Origin of the sequence: Paenibacillus sp. FSL K6-1566 (assembly GCF_038050475.1) — a bacterium.
GTDB classification, from domain to species: domain Bacteria; phylum Bacillota; class Bacilli; order Paenibacillales; family Paenibacillaceae; genus Paenibacillus_AQ; species Paenibacillus_AQ lactis.
On the sequence record NZ_JBBOSR010000001.1, the window covers coordinates 224,434 to 240,154 of the forward strand.

Annotated in this window: 13 protein-coding genes; 10 read left to right on the forward strand and 3 right to left on the reverse strand. The window is 54.3% G+C overall.

The features are described from left to right. From NST08_RS01085 to NST08_RS01105, 5 genes are all read left to right on the forward strand, one after another. The gene (locus NST08_RS01085) at positions 1-1,182 is read left to right on the forward strand and encodes a phosphoglycerate kinase (RefSeq protein WP_007133016.1); all 1,182 of its coding nucleotides are present in this window, start codon (positions 1-3) and stop codon (positions 1,180-1,182) included. An 83-nt stretch (positions 1,183-1,265) separates the two neighbouring features. Continuing rightward, complete coding sequence (gene tpiA, locus NST08_RS01090) at positions 1,266-2,018, forward strand: triose-phosphate isomerase (RefSeq protein WP_028406079.1); 753 nt, start codon at positions 1,266-1,268, stop codon at positions 2,016-2,018. A 1-nt stretch (position 2,019) separates the two neighbouring features. Beyond that, entirely contained in the window at positions 2,020-3,564 is a 1,545-nt protein-coding gene (gene gpmI, locus NST08_RS01095) for a 2,3-bisphosphoglycerate-independent phosphoglycerate mutase (RefSeq protein WP_028406078.1), read from the forward strand. A 54-nt stretch (positions 3,565-3,618) separates the two neighbouring features. Then, positions 3,619-4,908, forward strand: coding sequence for a phosphopyruvate hydratase (gene eno, locus NST08_RS01100; protein WP_007133019.1), 1,290 nt, complete (start codon positions 3,619-3,621; stop codon positions 4,906-4,908). A gap of 80 nt (positions 4,909-4,988) precedes the next feature. After that, entirely contained in the window at positions 4,989-5,321 is a 333-nt protein-coding gene (locus tag NST08_RS01105; protein WP_341341351.1) for a hypothetical protein, read from the forward strand. Between the two features lie 1,281 nt (positions 5,322-6,602). Here NST08_RS01105 and NST08_RS01110 read toward each other — a convergent pair. Further along, positions 6,603-6,794 carry a hypothetical protein gene (locus NST08_RS01110; protein ID WP_028406730.1) on the reverse strand — a complete coding sequence of 64 codons (192 nt, stop codon included), beginning with the start codon at positions 6,792-6,794 and terminating at the stop codon, positions 6,603-6,605. Between the two features lie 294 nt (positions 6,795-7,088). Here NST08_RS01110 and NST08_RS01115 point away from each other — a divergent pair, with 294 nt between their 5' ends. Continuing rightward, positions 7,089-7,274: a hypothetical protein gene (locus tag NST08_RS01115; RefSeq protein WP_028406731.1), complete on the forward strand. Its 186-nt coding sequence runs from the start codon at positions 7,089-7,091 to the stop codon at positions 7,272-7,274. Positions 7,275-7,349: 75 nt separating this feature from the next. After that, a complete protein-coding gene (locus NST08_RS01120) occupies positions 7,350-8,252 on the forward strand; it encodes an RsiV family protein (protein ID WP_341341352.1) in 903 nt (300 codons plus the stop codon). 95 nt (positions 8,253-8,347) lie between these two features. Here the strand turns inward: NST08_RS01120 and NST08_RS01125 are convergent, their stop codons facing one another. Beyond that, positions 8,348-8,872: a hypothetical protein gene (locus NST08_RS01125; RefSeq protein ID WP_210094344.1), complete on the reverse strand. Its 525-nt coding sequence runs from the start codon at positions 8,870-8,872 to the stop codon at positions 8,348-8,350. A 42-nt stretch (positions 8,873-8,914) separates the two neighbouring features. Next, on the reverse strand, positions 8,915-9,577 hold the full coding sequence (locus NST08_RS01130) for a M50 family metallopeptidase (protein ID WP_028406734.1): 663 nt from the start codon (positions 9,575-9,577) through the stop codon (positions 8,915-8,917). Positions 9,578-9,721: 144 nt separating this feature from the next. On the opposite strand from NST08_RS01130, the gene NST08_RS01135 reads away from it, so the two are divergent. The 3 genes from NST08_RS01135 to NST08_RS01145 are packed head-to-tail and all read left to right on the forward strand — an operon-like array spanning position 9,722 to position 15,374. Continuing rightward, positions 9,722-11,800, forward strand: coding sequence for a TerB N-terminal domain-containing protein (locus NST08_RS01135; protein ID WP_251537842.1), 2,079 nt, complete (start codon positions 9,722-9,724; stop codon positions 11,798-11,800). A gap of 56 nt (positions 11,801-11,856) precedes the next feature. Then, positions 11,857-13,191 (forward strand): ATP-binding protein, encoded by a 1,335-nt coding sequence (locus NST08_RS01140; RefSeq protein ID WP_251537846.1) that lies wholly within the window; start codon positions 11,857-11,859, stop codon positions 13,189-13,191. Next, positions 13,188-15,374: a DEAD/DEAH box helicase gene (locus tag NST08_RS01145; protein ID WP_251537848.1), complete on the forward strand. Its 2,187-nt coding sequence runs from the start codon at positions 13,188-13,190 to the stop codon at positions 15,372-15,374. The genes NST08_RS01140 and NST08_RS01145 overlap by 4 nt, the downstream gene beginning before the upstream one ends. The last annotated feature ends 347 nt before the right edge of the window (positions 15,375-15,721 follow it).

Consider the following 15,721-nt stretch of genomic DNA (forward strand, 5'->3'; position numbering starts at 1 on the left):
ATGAACAAGAAAAGTGTGCGTGACGTAGAAGTAAGCGGCAAACGGGTGTTTGTCCGCGTCGATTTCAATGTACCGCTCGAAGATGGTAAAATTACAGACGACACTCGGATTCGCGAAACTTTGCCGACGATTCAATATTTGGTGGAGCGGGGCGCCAAGGTCATCCTGGCGAGCCATTTGGGCCGTCCGAAAGGCGAGGTTGTCGAATCGCTGCGTCTGAATCCTGCAAGCGAGCGTCTGTCCGAGCTGCTGGGCAAGCCGGTAGCAAAAGCGGACGAAGCTGTAGGGGAAGCAGTAAAAGCGCAGGTCGAAAAGCTGCAAAACGGCGACGTGCTGGTGCTTGAAAATGTTCGTTTTTATCCAGGTGAAGAGAAGAATGATCCGGAGCTGGCGAAGCAGTTCGCAGAGCTTGCCGATCTGTTCGTGAACGACGCGTTTGGCGCAGCACACCGTGCGCATGCATCTACTGAAGGTATTGCTCATCATCTTCCAGCCGTATCCGGCCTCTTGATGGAGAAGGAGCTGTCCGTTCTCGGCAAAGCCCTCTCGAATCCGGATCGTCCGTTCACGGCGATTATCGGCGGCTCGAAGGTTAAGGACAAAATCGATGTCATCGACAACCTGCTGAACATTGCCGACAACGTGATCATCGGCGGCGGATTGACGTATACCTTCCTCAAGGCGCAAGGGCATGAAATCGGCCAATCTCTGCTTGATAAAGAGAAGCTGGATGCCGCGCTCGGATTCATCGAGAAAGCGAAGCAGCTCGGCAAGAATTTCTACCTGCCTGAAGATATCGTCGTTACCGACGAATTCAGCGCAAATGCCAACACCAAGATTGTCAATATCGATGGTATTCCGGCTGATTGGGAAGGCATTGACATCGGACCGAAGACTCGTGCCAAATATGCTGAAGTCATTAAAAACTCCAAGCTGGTTGTATGGAACGGACCTATGGGCGTATTCGAAATCGAACCATTCAGCCATGGTACCCGTGCAGTGGCACAGGCATGTGCAGAAACGGAAGCCTACACGGTGATCGGCGGCGGGGATTCCGCAGCAGCTGCTGAGAAATTCGGACTCGCTGACAAGATGGACCATATTTCCACCGGCGGCGGTGCGTCTCTTGAGTTCATGGAAGGCAAAGCACTTCCTGGTGTTGTGGCACTGAACGATAAATAAAGATATAGATCAATGATTTTGGATAGCTAATGTGGAAGAAGCTTGAACCCCGGCTCACCGGGGGGAATAAAGGAGTGAACTGTGTGAGAACACCTATCATAGCTGGCAACTGGAAAATGTTTAAGACGGTTCCGGAAGCAAAGGCTTTTTTCGAAGAGATTAAAGGCAAAGCGGAAGTAGAAGGCGTGGAAAGCGTGATCTGCGCACCGTTTACGAATCTTCCGGCTTTGGTGGAAGCAGCCAAAGGAACGAACATCAAGATCGGCGCGCAAAACCTCCATTTTGAAGATAACGGCGCATTTACAGGCGAAATCAGCGGTTTGATGCTGAAGGACCTGGGCGTTGATTATGTCATTATCGGACATTCCGAGCGCCGTCAATACTTTGCAGAAACCGATGAGATCGTGAACAAGAAGGTTCATGCGGCATTCCGTCACGGCTTGCTGCCGATCGTATGCGTAGGCGAGAAGCTGGAAGAGCGTGAAGCCGGCCAGACGAAAGATGTGTGCAAGGTGCAGACCGAAGCCGCATTTGCAGGTCTCCCTGCAGACCAAGCGGTTCATGTTGTCATTGCTTACGAGCCAATCTGGGCTATCGGGACAGGCAAATCTTCCACGGCTGAGGATGCTAACGAAGTGATCGCCTATATCCGCGAGCTGGTGAAGGGCTTGTACGGTGAAAGTGTTGCAGCTCAAGTACGGATTCAGTACGGCGGCAGCGTGAAGCCTGAAAATGTAGCGGAGTATATGGGACAAAGCGACATCGACGGCGCGCTCGTCGGCGGTGCAAGTCTTCAGCCGGCTTCCTACATCGCACTCGTTGAGGGGGCGAAGTAAGATGACAGCTCCAAGACCAGTAGCCCTGATCATCATGGACGGTTTCGGGCTTCGCAACACCGAAGTAGGCAATGCAGTCGCTCAAGCGAACAAGCCGAATTATGACCGGTACTTGAAGCAGTATCCGAACACAACGCTTACCGCTTGCGGCGAAGCGGTCGGTTTGCCGGAAGGCCAGATGGGGAACTCTGAGGTAGGCCACCTGAACATCGGCGCAGGCCGGATCGTGTATCAGGACCTGACCCGGATCTCGAAGTCGATTCGTGAAGGCGAGTTCTTCGAGAACGATACGCTGGTGGAGGCGGTTCGCGCGGCAAAAAACAGCGGCAAGAAGCTTCATCTGTACGGGCTTGTGTCGGATGGCGGGGTACATAGCCACATCGAGCATATGTTTGCGATGCTGGACCTGGCTAAAAAGGAAGGCATGCAGGACGTTTACATCCATGGCTTCATGGACGGACGGGATGTAGCGCCTGACAGCGGCAAGCAGTTCGTGAAAGATCTCATTGCCAAGATCCAGGAAGTGGGCGTTGGACAGATCGCTACATTGTCTGGACGCTATTACGCGATGGACCGCGACAAGCGTTGGGATCGCGTGGAGAAGGCTTACCGCGCCATGGTATACGGAGAAGGACCGAAGTACACCGATCCGCTCAAAGCGATTACCGAATCGTATGAGAAATCCGTATATGACGAATTCGTCGAGCCTACGGTGATCGTTGATGACCAAGGCCAGCCGATAAGCCTTGTGGAAAGCGGCGATTCGGTCGTCTTCCTGAACTTCCGCCCTGACCGCGCGATTCAATTGTCCCAGGTGTTCACGAATAAGGATTTCCGCGGATTCGACCGCGGTCCGGGATTCCCGCAGAACCTGCATTTCGTGTGCTTGACCCTGTTCAGCGAGACGGTGGAGGGCTTCGTTGCCTACAAGCCGAAGGATCTGGACAACACGCTTGGCGAAGTGCTGGTGCAGCATAACAAGAAGCAGCTGCGCATTGCGGAAACCGAGAAATATCCGCATGTGACGTTCTTCTTCAGCGGCGGACGCGATGTGGAGCTTCCAGGCGAAACGCGCATCCTCATCAACTCGCCGAAGGTAGCAACCTATGACCTCAAGCCGGAAATGAGCGCTTATGAAGTCGCAGATGCGTGCGTGAAGGAAATCGAAGCCGAGAAGCATGATGCGATTATCCTGAACTTTGCGAACCCGGACATGGTTGGCCACTCGGGCATGCTCGAGCCAACCAAGAAGGCGGTTGAAGTGACGGATGAGTGCGTCGGCAAAGTGGTTGAGGCCGTTCTGGCTAAAGGCGGGGTCGCCATCATTACGGCTGACCACGGCAATGCGGACATGGTATTCGACGAGAATGGACGCCCATTCACGGCTCATACCACCAACCCGGTACCGTTCATCGTTACCGATGAGAACGTGACGCTGCGCGAAGGCGGCATTCTGGCCGATATTGCTCCGACGATCCTCGACCTGATGGATCTGCCGAAGCCGGCTGAAATGACCGGAACTTCCATGATTGCGGCGCGTAAATAAAGACGGACAAAATCTTTACCATAGACGATACCAAAGAAAAAGGAGACTATACCCATGACTATTATTTCTGACGTATATGCTCGCGAAGTCCTTGACTCCCGCGGCAACCCGACTGTAGAGGTTGAAGTATACCTGGAATCCGGCGCGATCGGACGCGCGATCGTTCCATCCGGCGCTTCCACTGGCGTTCACGAGGCGGTTGAGCTTCGCGACGACGACAAATCCCGTTACCTGGGCAAAGGCGTTCTGAAAGCTGTTGAGAACGTGAACGAAATCATCGCCCCTGAAGTAATCGGTATGGACGCGCTTGACCAGCTCGGTATCGACAAGCTGATGATCGCTTTGGACGGAACGCCTAACAAAGGCAAGCTCGGCGCAAACGCGATCCTGGCTGTATCCATGGCTGTAGCACGCGCTGCTGCTGACGCATTGGATCTCCCGCTGTACGTATACCTCGGCGGATTCAACGCCAAACAGCTTCCAGTGCCAATGATGAACATCGTGAACGGCGGTGCACATGCCGACAACAACGTAGACGTTCAAGAGTTCATGGTACTGCCTGTGGGCGCACCTAGCTTCAAAGAAGCGCTTCGCATGGGCGCTGAAATCTTCCACAACCTGAAGTCCGTTCTGAAAGGCAAAGGCCTGAACACGGCAGTTGGCGACGAAGGCGGTTTTGCTCCAAACTTCACGTCCAACGAAGATGCACTGTCCTCCATCATCGAAGCGATCGAAAAAGCCGGCTACACGCCAGGCAAAGACGTATTCCTGGGTATGGACGTTGCTTCCACGGAATTCTTCAAGGACGGCAAATACGTTCTGGAAGGCGAAGGCAAATCCTTCACGCCTGCGGAATTCGTTGACCTGCTCGCTTCTTGGGTAGACAAATACCCAATCATCACCATCGAAGACGGATGCTCCGAGGACGATTGGGAAGGTTGGAAGCTGCTCACTGAGAAGCTGGGCAACAAAATTCAGCTGGTTGGTGACGACCTGTTCGTTACGAATACTGAGCGTCTGGAGAGAGGTATCAAGGAAGGTATCGGTAACTCCATCCTGATCAAGGTTAACCAAATCGGTACATTGACTGAAACATTCGATGCAATCGAAATGGCAAAACGCGCAGGCTACACCGCTGTTGTCTCCCACCGTTCCGGTGAGTCCGAGGACAGCACGATCGCTGACATCGCTGTTGCTACCAACGCAGGTCAGATCAAGACGGGTGCACCTTCCCGTACGGACCGCGTAGCGAAGTACAACCAATTGCTTCGCATCGAAGACCAATTGGGCGAGCTTGCTCAATACAACGGCTTGAAGTCGTTCTATAACTTGAAGCAACAATAATTTAGGGTAAAGCCCGGCTCCTGCTGTTGCGGGGGCTGGGCTTTTTAATTTGCGCTTTTTTTGGAAGTGGGAGGAGGGCTTTGCTGCACCCGTTAGCGAGCCGTGGAGCGGTGGTATATCGGCTTCGGTCGCTGTTAAAATCGGGAAGCTGGAATGCAATAGGTAGAGGATGCTTCCCGATTTTAAAGGCGAACGCGCTGCTCCTCCGCCGATATACGCACCTGTGGCAGGGAATGAAGCGTGCAGCAAAGCCCTTGTGGGTGTTCCATGGAAGCGCAAAGGCAAAGCCCGGCTTGGCTGCAAAGGCAGGAGCCGGGCTTTTTATGGAGGAGGGGGGGCTGTGGCTGCACCCGTTAGCGAGCCGTGGGGCGGTGCGTGTACGTCTCCGGTCGCTGTTAAAATCGGGAAGCTAGAATGGAATAGGTAGAGGATGCTTCCCGATTTTAAAGGCGAGCGCGTTGCTCCTCCGCCGATATACGCACCTGTGGCAGGGGAAGAAGTGTGCAGCAAAGCCCTTGCGGGTGTCCCATGGAAGCGCAAAGGCAAAGCCCGGCTTGGCTGCAAAGGCAGGAGCCGGGCTTTTTATGGAGGAGGGGGGCTGTGGCTGCACTCCTTAGCGAGCCGTGGGGCGGTGCGTATATCGACTCCGGTCGCTGTTAAAATCGGGAAGCTGGAATGGAATAGGTAGAGGATGCTTCCCGATTTTAAAGGCGAACGCGCTGCTCCTCCGCCGATATACGCACCTGTGGCAGGGGAGGATGCGTGCAGCCCAGCCACGTAGGTGTCCCATGGAAGCGCAAAAGCAAAGCCCGGGTTTAGCTGCAAAGGCAGGAGCCGGGCTTTTTATGGAGAAGGGGGGCTGTGGCTGCACCCGTTAGCGAGCCGTGGGGCGGTGCGTAAATAGTCTCCGGTCGCTGTTAAAATCGGGAAGCTAGAATGGAGTCGGCAGAGGATGCTTCCCGATTTTAAAGGCGAACGCGCTGCTCCTCCGCCGAAATACGCACCTTTGGCAGGGAAGGAAGCGTGCAGCCAGCCACGTGGGTGACCTGGAAGCGCAAAGGCAAAACCCGCCTTGGCTGCAAAGGCAGGAGCCGGGCTTTTTATGGAGGAGGGGGGCTGTGGCTGCACTCGTTAGCGAGCCGTGGAGCGGTGCGTATATCGGCTTCGGTCACTGTTAAAATCGGGAAGCTAGAATGGAATAGGTAGAGGATGCTTCCCGATTTTAAAGGCGAACGCGCTGCTCCTCCGCCGATATACGCACCTGTGGCAGGGAATGAAGCGTGCAGCAAAGCCCTTGTGGGTGTTCCATGGAAGCGCAAAGGCAAAGCCCGGCTTGGCTGCAAAGGCAGGAGCCGGGCTTTTTATGGAGAAGGGGGGCTGTGGCTGCACTCCTTAGCGAGCCGTGGGGCGGTGCGTATATCGGCTTCGGTCGCTGTTAAAATCGGGAAGCTAGACTGGAATAGGTAGAGGATGCTTCCCGATTTTAAAGGCGAGCGCGCTGCTCCTCCGCCGATATTCGCACCTGTGGCAGGGGAAGAAGTGTGCAGCAAAGCCCTTGTGGGTGTCCCATGGAAACGCAAAGGCAAAGCCCGGCTTGGCTGCAAAGGCAGGAGCCGGGCTTTTTATGGAGAAGGGGGGCTGTGGCTGCACTCCTTAGCGAGCCGTGGGGCGGTGCGTAAATCGTCTCCGGTCGCTCATAAGTCTGACTTTTCAAGGTTATTAATTTTTGTATGTAAGTTTTTTACCTCTGCCCTTAATTTTGTGATGTCCTCTTTAATTTCAGATCGGTTAACCGCAAGTTTTACGATTCGATATAGGACTAATAAAACAACAAAGATTATGACTAGATTGGCGATCAGGCCTCCAAAACCAAATGCCGAACCCATATCAACACCCCCTTATCATGGGATTTTATTAAACTATTTACAATTATACCATTACACGCGCTCTTCGTTCGACCGTATGGTGAAAACAACCGATTGCTTTGCACCAGGCTCCTGCTCTTGCGGGGGCTGGGCTTTTTATTTTGCGCTTTTTTTGGGAGTGGGGGAGGGGCTGTGGCTGCACACCTGTTAGCGTGCCGTGGGGCGGTGCGTATATCGAATAGTGAGCAGATTTGAATTCCTCATTCCGCAAACTATGGTAAAATTGGGTATGCGGCATAGTGGAGGTGCATTCATATGGTCATGGGCCCGGAGCCATTGGATCAAGTACAACAGGAAGTTTCAGAAAGAAAGGTCAAGGAGAAGCTTGCAGGTCATCAGCAGCGGGGGTTGCTGAGCGATATGGCGATGACTTTATTAGCGGCTGGTGTATTGATCGTGATCGCCGTTATTTTTGGATTTATCATTCATATTGTCAGGTAGTGATTGGAGTTGCTTTGAAATACTGATGGAAAAGAAATTGGGGTTTCATCCAATCGTAGGGGGAACGAAAACGTAATGAGTAAAGTTGTTTCTGGATGGTTGATCGTGTGCCTCATCAGCCTGATCTCATTCGCATCAGAGGTTGATGCGGCTTCAACCAAGGTTAAGACAAGCGTACATTACTTCCTCGGCCAACAATATGTGCAAATTAGCGGGGAAAACAAAAAAGTGGTCAGTGATATCAATAGGATTCTTAAAGCAGACGCCCAGCTTTTAGCCTGGGCGAATATGGAATACAAAAAGAGCGGTGAACATACCTCTTTTCGTTCCAAAGCCAATACCAAATACAATAAAAACGGAAAGTTATCGATTGTTAATACCATCTACTTAAATTCTGAAGGCGGCCAAACCATCTCAGCCAGTACATTTAATTTTGATCTAAGGACAGGCGAGCGCTTGGAGCTTGATGATGTGATCAAGACTGAAAGTCAAAAGCTCAATCTGATTGAGGCTGTTACATCGCAGCTTGTAAAGAGGGAGTCCAAAGGGGATCCGATCTTCACGGATCATATTGAATTTTACCTTACTCAGTCCAATCACTCATTTTACTATTATGATCAGGGCATCGTCATCCGCTTCAATCCAGGTGAAGTTGGGCCTCACTCCGAGGGATTTGTGGATGCTAAAGTAGACTATACAACAATTAACAAGAAAAGGAATGGCCCGCCATCGCCTGCTCCAACCATTCCAGGTTATACGTATGTCACAAAGTCCCATATCGAAAATGAATTTACCGGATTTGATTACGGGAATATTTATGAATTAGCAAACGGGCAAACGTGGAAGCAAGTGGGGTATGTATTTTATTATAATCCCTCTTGGCCGGAAGTGATCATTTATCAAAAAGGGTCCAAATATTACTTGAAAGCCGAGTACATAGATGAACTCGTAGAGGTTGAGCTTGTCGGAACAGATTAACTGGACCTCAATATTTTTTAAAAAGCGCTACTACCCACTTCAGCTAATAAAGAAGCCGCCGTCCCTCTCACCGAGGAAACGACGGCTTATTCCATTTACAGCACTTCAAGCGGAATGCGGTCCCGGATGGATTGCCCATGGCTGTTCCTCCACTCGACGACGACATAAACGCCGGAAGGCTGGAATTTGATCATATTCCGTTCGGCAGCCGTAATCGGGCTTTCCACCGAGCCTAGATCCTCCAGATTCTGGAGGAGATTGATCGCCCCGCCTACGGCTGTCTGGCTTCCACTAAGCACGGGAACGGCTTCATTCTCGCTGCCGAGCGTCTCATAAACGGTATAGCTCAGGTAGTCGGAGTGCCTGATTTCGTTAGAGTCCCCCAGATAGACCAGCTTGGCATTGCCGCGCCAAATGGAGTCCTTTGTTCGAATGACGGTATAGTCCTCCACCCGCCAGGCGGCTCCATTCCCTTCTAGTGTATATAATTCCGTATGATCCGCAGTCTTAGTATCTGCAGTTTCGTTATCAGGTATTGCTTTAGACCAGAGGATGCCTAAAGTGATGAGACTCGAGGCAACTAACACCACAAGCGCTCTGATCCATTGCTTCCGGGCCATGCTAAGCAGCTCCTTTCAAAATCAGGTAAGCGGGACGGCCCATCATCGCTTCTTCCAGAACAGCTGCAGCGCCACCTTGGCGCACCACAAGGAAAAGACGAAGAACAGCAGTGCCCAGATAATCGCGGGAACCACAGTCATATTGGCCAGATTGCTTGCGTCTCCTGCTTGCGATGGCTGGCTCAGCGCCCGTATGGCCAAGGTCAACGGCCCCATGACGGACTCCTCCAGCACGAGAAAGGCCAGGAGCAGGTAATAGAAGTTGCGGATTTTCGGTCCCAGCATATAAAAGATAAGATTGACGATGATGAAAATAATGAGCCACCACAGCCCGTACCCCTTGTGTACGAAGAAAATAATCATAATAACCGCCAGCGCGGTAATGGTCATTAAGCCTTCGCCCTGCCGTTTGCGGGCATATCCCAGGAACATGAGAATGGCGAACACGGAGGCCGATACATACCCTGCCAACGAGACAACGACAGGACTCCAGCCCCCCGAGGACAGCATGGAATACGTGACGCCGCTGTGATCCGGGTTCAGCTCAATGCTGAGCACTCGGCCGGACATGAGGAGGGTCATGAGTGCGTGTCCCAGTTCGTGAATCATCGTATCGAGGATGCGGAACCAGGAAGAGAAGGGGATCAGCCGGGTCAGAATGGCCGCCCCTACCAGAAATAATAGTGCCTTGATCCATTTATTCATCAGGAAGTCCTTTCCGGCTTCAGTCTTTGATCTGGAGCATCGTTCGCTTTCATCCCTTATAATATAGATGAGTTTCATATGAAAATCCATTAGACTAGCCACGCAAAATGGTATAATTGAAGTCATGACGGAGGTTCATGACCGATGAAAAATGAGAAGCCGGATTTCAATAATAACAAAAACAATCACATAGAGCACATAAGACATACCACACTGGTCAATGATCAGGGGATTCGTTTTGCTGAAATCGAGTTCGGCGGGGAGGAGCGGGACATGCCGCTTGCCACCCGGACCGGGGAGGGGCTGAATCCGGATCAAGAGCAGGATCGGCAAACGGAGGCACCTCAAGCACCGGTGGGGAGAAGCTCGTTGGTTGTAAAGCCGCAGGAGCCCCCCGATCTGAATTTGGACGACAGCTTCCGTTATGTGACCAAGGAGCAGCAATTTGCGCTGAAAGCACGGGAGCTGGCCTGGCATACGGAGGAGGCGGCTCCATTCGCTCCGTTCAAAACATACTGGCCGACGTACGAGCAGATGAGGCCTGAACAGTTTCGCTGGTATTTTTACTGGCGGGAGGAGGTACGGTCCGGCCGGTACCCGGATACGGATTTATCCTATTTGTTCTTGTACTTTTACGAGCTGATTCACGGCGTAGGCTGGAGCGACCCGCGGCAAGGATACGATTTGATGCTGCAAGCGTGGAACGCTTACCGAGAGCGTTATGCCAAGCTCGATATGTATTTGCGGGAATGGCTATATGATTTTATGATCGTGCATCACCTGGATATGCCGATTCCCGAGACGTATGATCGCCTGCCGCGGGCCATTTCGCCAGAATTGAAGGAGCGGGAGTACATGCGGCGCTTCTCCCTTCAGCCTGCCGAGCTGACCTGGGAGCTGCTGTGCGGCCTGCTGGATTATGACGCCGAGAAGAGCCGTTTCTATCAGGAATCCGGACGCAAGGACATGCAGCGGTATGCCCCGAAGGTTGTGGCGCTGGTCGACAGCTATCTGGTCAAAAAGACGGGGCAGCGCTTCATCGACCGCTTCCAACCCCGGCCAAGACAGGTCAAGCGATATCTGTTTCGCAGCGCGGTGTATGACCATGGTCTGCATGGGCGAACGGTTGTCCTGACAATCCTCTCCTTAAGCGAGTATGCCCCATTGCGGGCTTACATGACCGGGTTGATCCGGCTGACGGAGAACAAGCTGAGGGAGCTTAGGGGCTTCAAGGGACGGCTTCGCGGGACGGAGGCCATCGGACCGGATGTGGCGCAGCTGGTTGAACGGTATTTGACCAAAGAAATAGAGCAGCAGCTTGAAGCCGAGCGGAAGAAGAGCATCCCGGAGGTGCAGATCGATACAAGGAAGCTGCGGCGACTGCAGCGGGAGTCGGACGAGGTCCGCGACATGCTGCTTGTCGAGGGGGCCGGATCGGAGGAGGCCTTGGATGAGAAGTCTTCATTAGTCCATGCAGGTTCAGATCAGTCCCCGAAAGCCGTCTCATCTGGAAAGCGCAAACCGAAGAGTGTGGATGTCGTTCAGGCCGTGATGGATTTTGATGCGGGGCTCCCTAGCGAAGATTCTTCCGGAATGGAACCGCGGATCGAAGGGACGGCTAACGCAACGACCGTAAAAGCGGCTAAACCAACGACCGTCGAAGCGGCAAACGTACCGACTGGACAAACTACGGGGGGATCTTCTGCGGAAACCGCTGAGCAAATCTATAAACAGGCTGCTGAACAATCTATCGCGCTTACTACTGTAGAAACTACCCTGGATACTAACATAAAAACTATCGAAGAACCAATCGAAGAACCTTTCGAAGAAGCTACCAAAGAAGCTACCGAAAAAAACGCTGAAGTAACGCTTGGCGCTAAAGAAATCCCTCATATTGAACGGGGATCGGAGGCTGAAGCGAGTAAAGCAGAGGAAGCATCCCATTCACACGGACAGGCATGGCAATGGGATGTTGAGGATGACGATTGGCAGCAGCTTGCGGAGCGTCTGACGCCCGTGCATATGGAGATTCTGCACGCCTTGAAGGCGGGACCGAATTCGGCTGCGCTGCAGCCCATTGCAGAGCGCACAGGCTCGATGCCTGCCCTGCTGCTGGATGAGATTAACGAGGCTGCGATGGACACCATCGGGGATCTGCTGATTGACGGAGAATCCATTGCGGAAGAATATATCGACAAGATGGATGCTTTGAAGAGGATATAAAAGCAAGGGCGGTACAACCGGCCTCTAATGCTTTTGAAAGAAGGTGAATATCGATCATGAACGAGTTGAAAATCCCGAAGCGGCTCACCACTGCCCTTGTGAACTCCATGACGGCAGGCGTCGTGCCGCGCGTTGGGCTTGAATATATTGCCGTCGGGCGTAAACCGGAGGTGGAGTCGATCCTGCGGGATATGGACAATATCGCCGAAGGGGGGGCGGCTTTCCGCCTTATCACGGGACGTTACGGCAGCGGTAAGAGCTTCCTCCTCCAGATGATACGAAACTATGCAATGGACCGCAATTTCGTCGTGGCGGATGCGGATTTGTCGCCGGAGCGCCGGCTGGTAGGCACGAAGGGACAGGGGCTGGCGACGTACCGGGAGCTCATGACCCATCTATCAACGAAGACGCGGCCTGACGGCGGAGCGCTGGAGGCTATTCTGCAGAAGTGGATTGCGGCGATTCAGCAGCGGATCATGGGTGAGGCGGGCCTTCGGCCGGATGATCCCGCCCTGAACGAACGCGTGGAGCTGGACATTTTCGCGGTGACGAATGAGATGCAGAATCTGGTGCACGGGTTTGATTTTGCAAAGGTGCTGGCTGCTTATTGGAACGGCTACAAGCTTGGCGACGATGACCGGAAAGCGGCGGCGCTGCGATGGCTGCGCGGGGAGGTGCCGACTAAGACGGAAGCCCGCAAGGAGCTCGGCGTAGGGGTCATCATCGACGATGACAACTGGTACGACTATATGAAGCTGTGGTCCGAATTCACGGCTGCGATTGGATACAAGGGACTGCTGCTGTTCATTGACGAAGGGGTTAACCTGTACAAAATCACGAACAGCATCTCCCGTCAGAGCAACTACGAGAAGCTGCTCACCATGTTCAACGACACGATGCAGGGCAAAGCCCAGCACCTGGGGATCTACATGGGCGGCACGCCCCAGTTCGTCGAAGACGAGCGCCGGGGGCTGTTTAGCTATGACGCCCTCCGTTCCCGTCTGATCGATGGACGTTACGGCAGCAGCACGCTTCGGACGTATACGTCTCCCATTCTGAAGCTGGACATGCTCTCGTACGAAGAAATTCTCATCCTTCTGCAGAAATTGAGGGATATCCATGCGCTGCACTTCAAGTATGAGCCGCAGCTGAAGGACGAGCAGCTGGTGGCGTTTATGCAGGCCGCCGTGAATCGGCTGGGCGCGGAAGAGCTGCTGACGACCCGGGAGGTTGTGCGGGATTTCATGGACCTGCTGCACACGCTGCATCAGCATCCGGAAGCCAGCTTCGAGCAGCTTATGGGCGAGCGTGCGGACGCGCAGCCAATCGGCAAAGGAGCGGATGGGCCGGGGGACGACCTGGATGATCTGCTGGCGGAGTTTGAGCTATGAGCGCAGCGAATCCTTTTTCCCGGTTGGCGCCATTCATTCAGGAATTTATCTACAAAAAAAGATGGGATACCCTTCGCGAGGCACAGGTTGAAGCCTGCCGCGTCCTGTTCGATACGCCGAACCATTTGCTGATCGCATCCGGTACGGCTTCGGGGAAGACGGAGGCGGCGTTCTTTCCGGCCCTGACGGAGCTGCATAACAGGCCATCAAGCTCGGTAGGCATTTTGTATATCGGGCCGCTTAAGGCGCTGATCAACGACCAGTTCGAGCGCATCAGCGATCTGCTGAAGGAGGGCCAGGTTCCGGTATGGCACTGGCACGGCGACGTGTCCCAGGCAGAGAAGACGAAGCTGATGCGGAAGCCTTCCGGCGTGCTTCAGATTACCCCCGAGTCGCTTGAGGGGCTGCTGATGAACCGGCCGAATGCGATACCGGCCCTGTTTCAGGATCTCCGGTACGTCATTATCGACGAGGTCCATGCGTTCATGGGAGCTGATCGCGGCATTCAGGTGCTGAGCCAGCTCACCCGCATCGAGCGGATGGCTTCGTGCGAGCCTCGCCGGATCGGCCTGTCGGCTACGCTGAGCGACTACGAGACCGCGGCCGGGTGGCTGGGTGCGGGAACGCAGCATGCGGTCGAAGTCATTGCTCCGCAAGGCGGGCGGAAGCTGCGGCTGTCGGTGGAGCACTTCTCCTTTCCCGATGCGCGGGACGAGAAGCAGGCCGAGCAGCTGGAGCTCGCGCGCAAAGCCTACTATGATTTCGTGTACGATCACACGCATATGAAAAAAGCGCTCGTCTTCACAAACAGCCGCTCGGACGCAGAGCTCACGACGCTGGAGCTGCGGCGAATCGCCGCGAAGCGGCAGCAGCCGGACGTCTTCCATGTCCATCATGGAAGCATCTCCGCTATGCTGCGCGAGGAAGCGGAGGCCGCGCTGCGGTCGGGTCCGGGTCCGGCTGTGGCCGCGGCAACCCTGACCCTGGAGCTCGGCATCGACCTCGGCGAGCTGGAGCGGGTCATCCAGCTTGGTGCGCCGTACAGCTGCTCCAGCTTCGTGCAGCGGCTCGGCCGTTCCGGCCGCAGGGGGGACCAGGCCTCTGAGATGATGTTTCTTTGCCCGGAGGACGAGGATGAAGAGGCGCTGCTGCCGGCGCGCATGCCCTGGATGCTGCTGCGGGCGATCGCCGTCATCGAGCTGTACATCCGGGAGAAATGGGTTGAGCCGCTCACCTTGCGGAAGAAGCCGGTGGGCGTGCTGTACCATCAGACGATGAGCACGCTGAAGAGCATGGGAGAAGCCGAGCCGCAGGATCTGGCGCGGGCTGTGCTTACGCTCCCGGCATTTCGCGGCATCGAGCCGGAGGAGTATAAGGAGTTCCTGCAGTATTTGCTGCAGACCGATCATATCCAGCGCACAGAGGAAGGCAGCCTCATCATCGGTCTTGGCGGGGAGAAGATCGTAAATAACTACCGCTTCTATGCGGTATTTAAGGACGATGAGGAGCATGTCGTCTACAACGGATCCGAGGAGATCGGATCGATTACGACCGTGCCGCCTCCGGGCTACTGCTTCTCACTGGCCGGCAAGCTGTGGAAGGTAGAGGAAGTGGACACCAAGCACAAAGCATTGTACGTGAAGGCTGCCAAAGGCAAGGTCGATACGCTATGGCTGGGCGCCGGCGGCGATGTCCACACCCGGGTCGTGCAGAAGATGCGGGAGGTGCTGGCGGACAGCACCATCTACCCGTATCTCGCGCCCGGTGCCGTGAACCGCCTGGAGCGGGCGCGCCGGCTTGCCCGGGAGAGCGGGCTTCTGAAGCAGGTCGTTATCCCGGCGGGCGGGGATTCGCTGTTTATACTGCCTTGGGCGGGCAGCAAGCAGTTCCGCACGCTCGAGCGGCTGCTTAAGCATAATCTGTCCGAGCCGCTCTCCTTGCGCTCGATCGTGCCGATGGAGCCCTATTACATGATCGTTGCCGGCAAGGCGGATGCCGGGACGCTGCTGGAGGAGATCCGCCGCGAGCTGGCGGAATGCAGCGACGCCAGTTCGCTGCTGGACCCGGACGAGGCGCCTTACCTCGGCAAATACGACGAGTTTGTGCCGCCTAAGCTCGTCCGCACGGCGTTTGCCGCCGACGGGCTGGATGTGCAGGGCCTGGCTGAGTTGTTGCGGTCGTGATAAGCGCCTTGCGGGGGTTTTAGCCAGCGTTCATAAGCGCAAACATAGTCGCGAAGTAAACATGCAATCGAAAACAGCCATGGAAGAACGGGACATGCCCGACTCCATGGCTGATTTTTTACTCTTCACTTTTTGATAGCACACAGGATTTCAGGTCATTAAAACGTTTCTCGTTTTCTCGGATCCACTTCGTTTCATCGCTGAATCGGCCGGGACTCGTCGCAGGATTTCAGCTTAGGATCTATAACTAGAGAGATAAATTATTCCAGCTTTGTCGATCTGTGTTACAATATTCTTAGCTAGAAAATACAATACTTTGAATTTCTGTGAACTAGAGGTGAAAACAG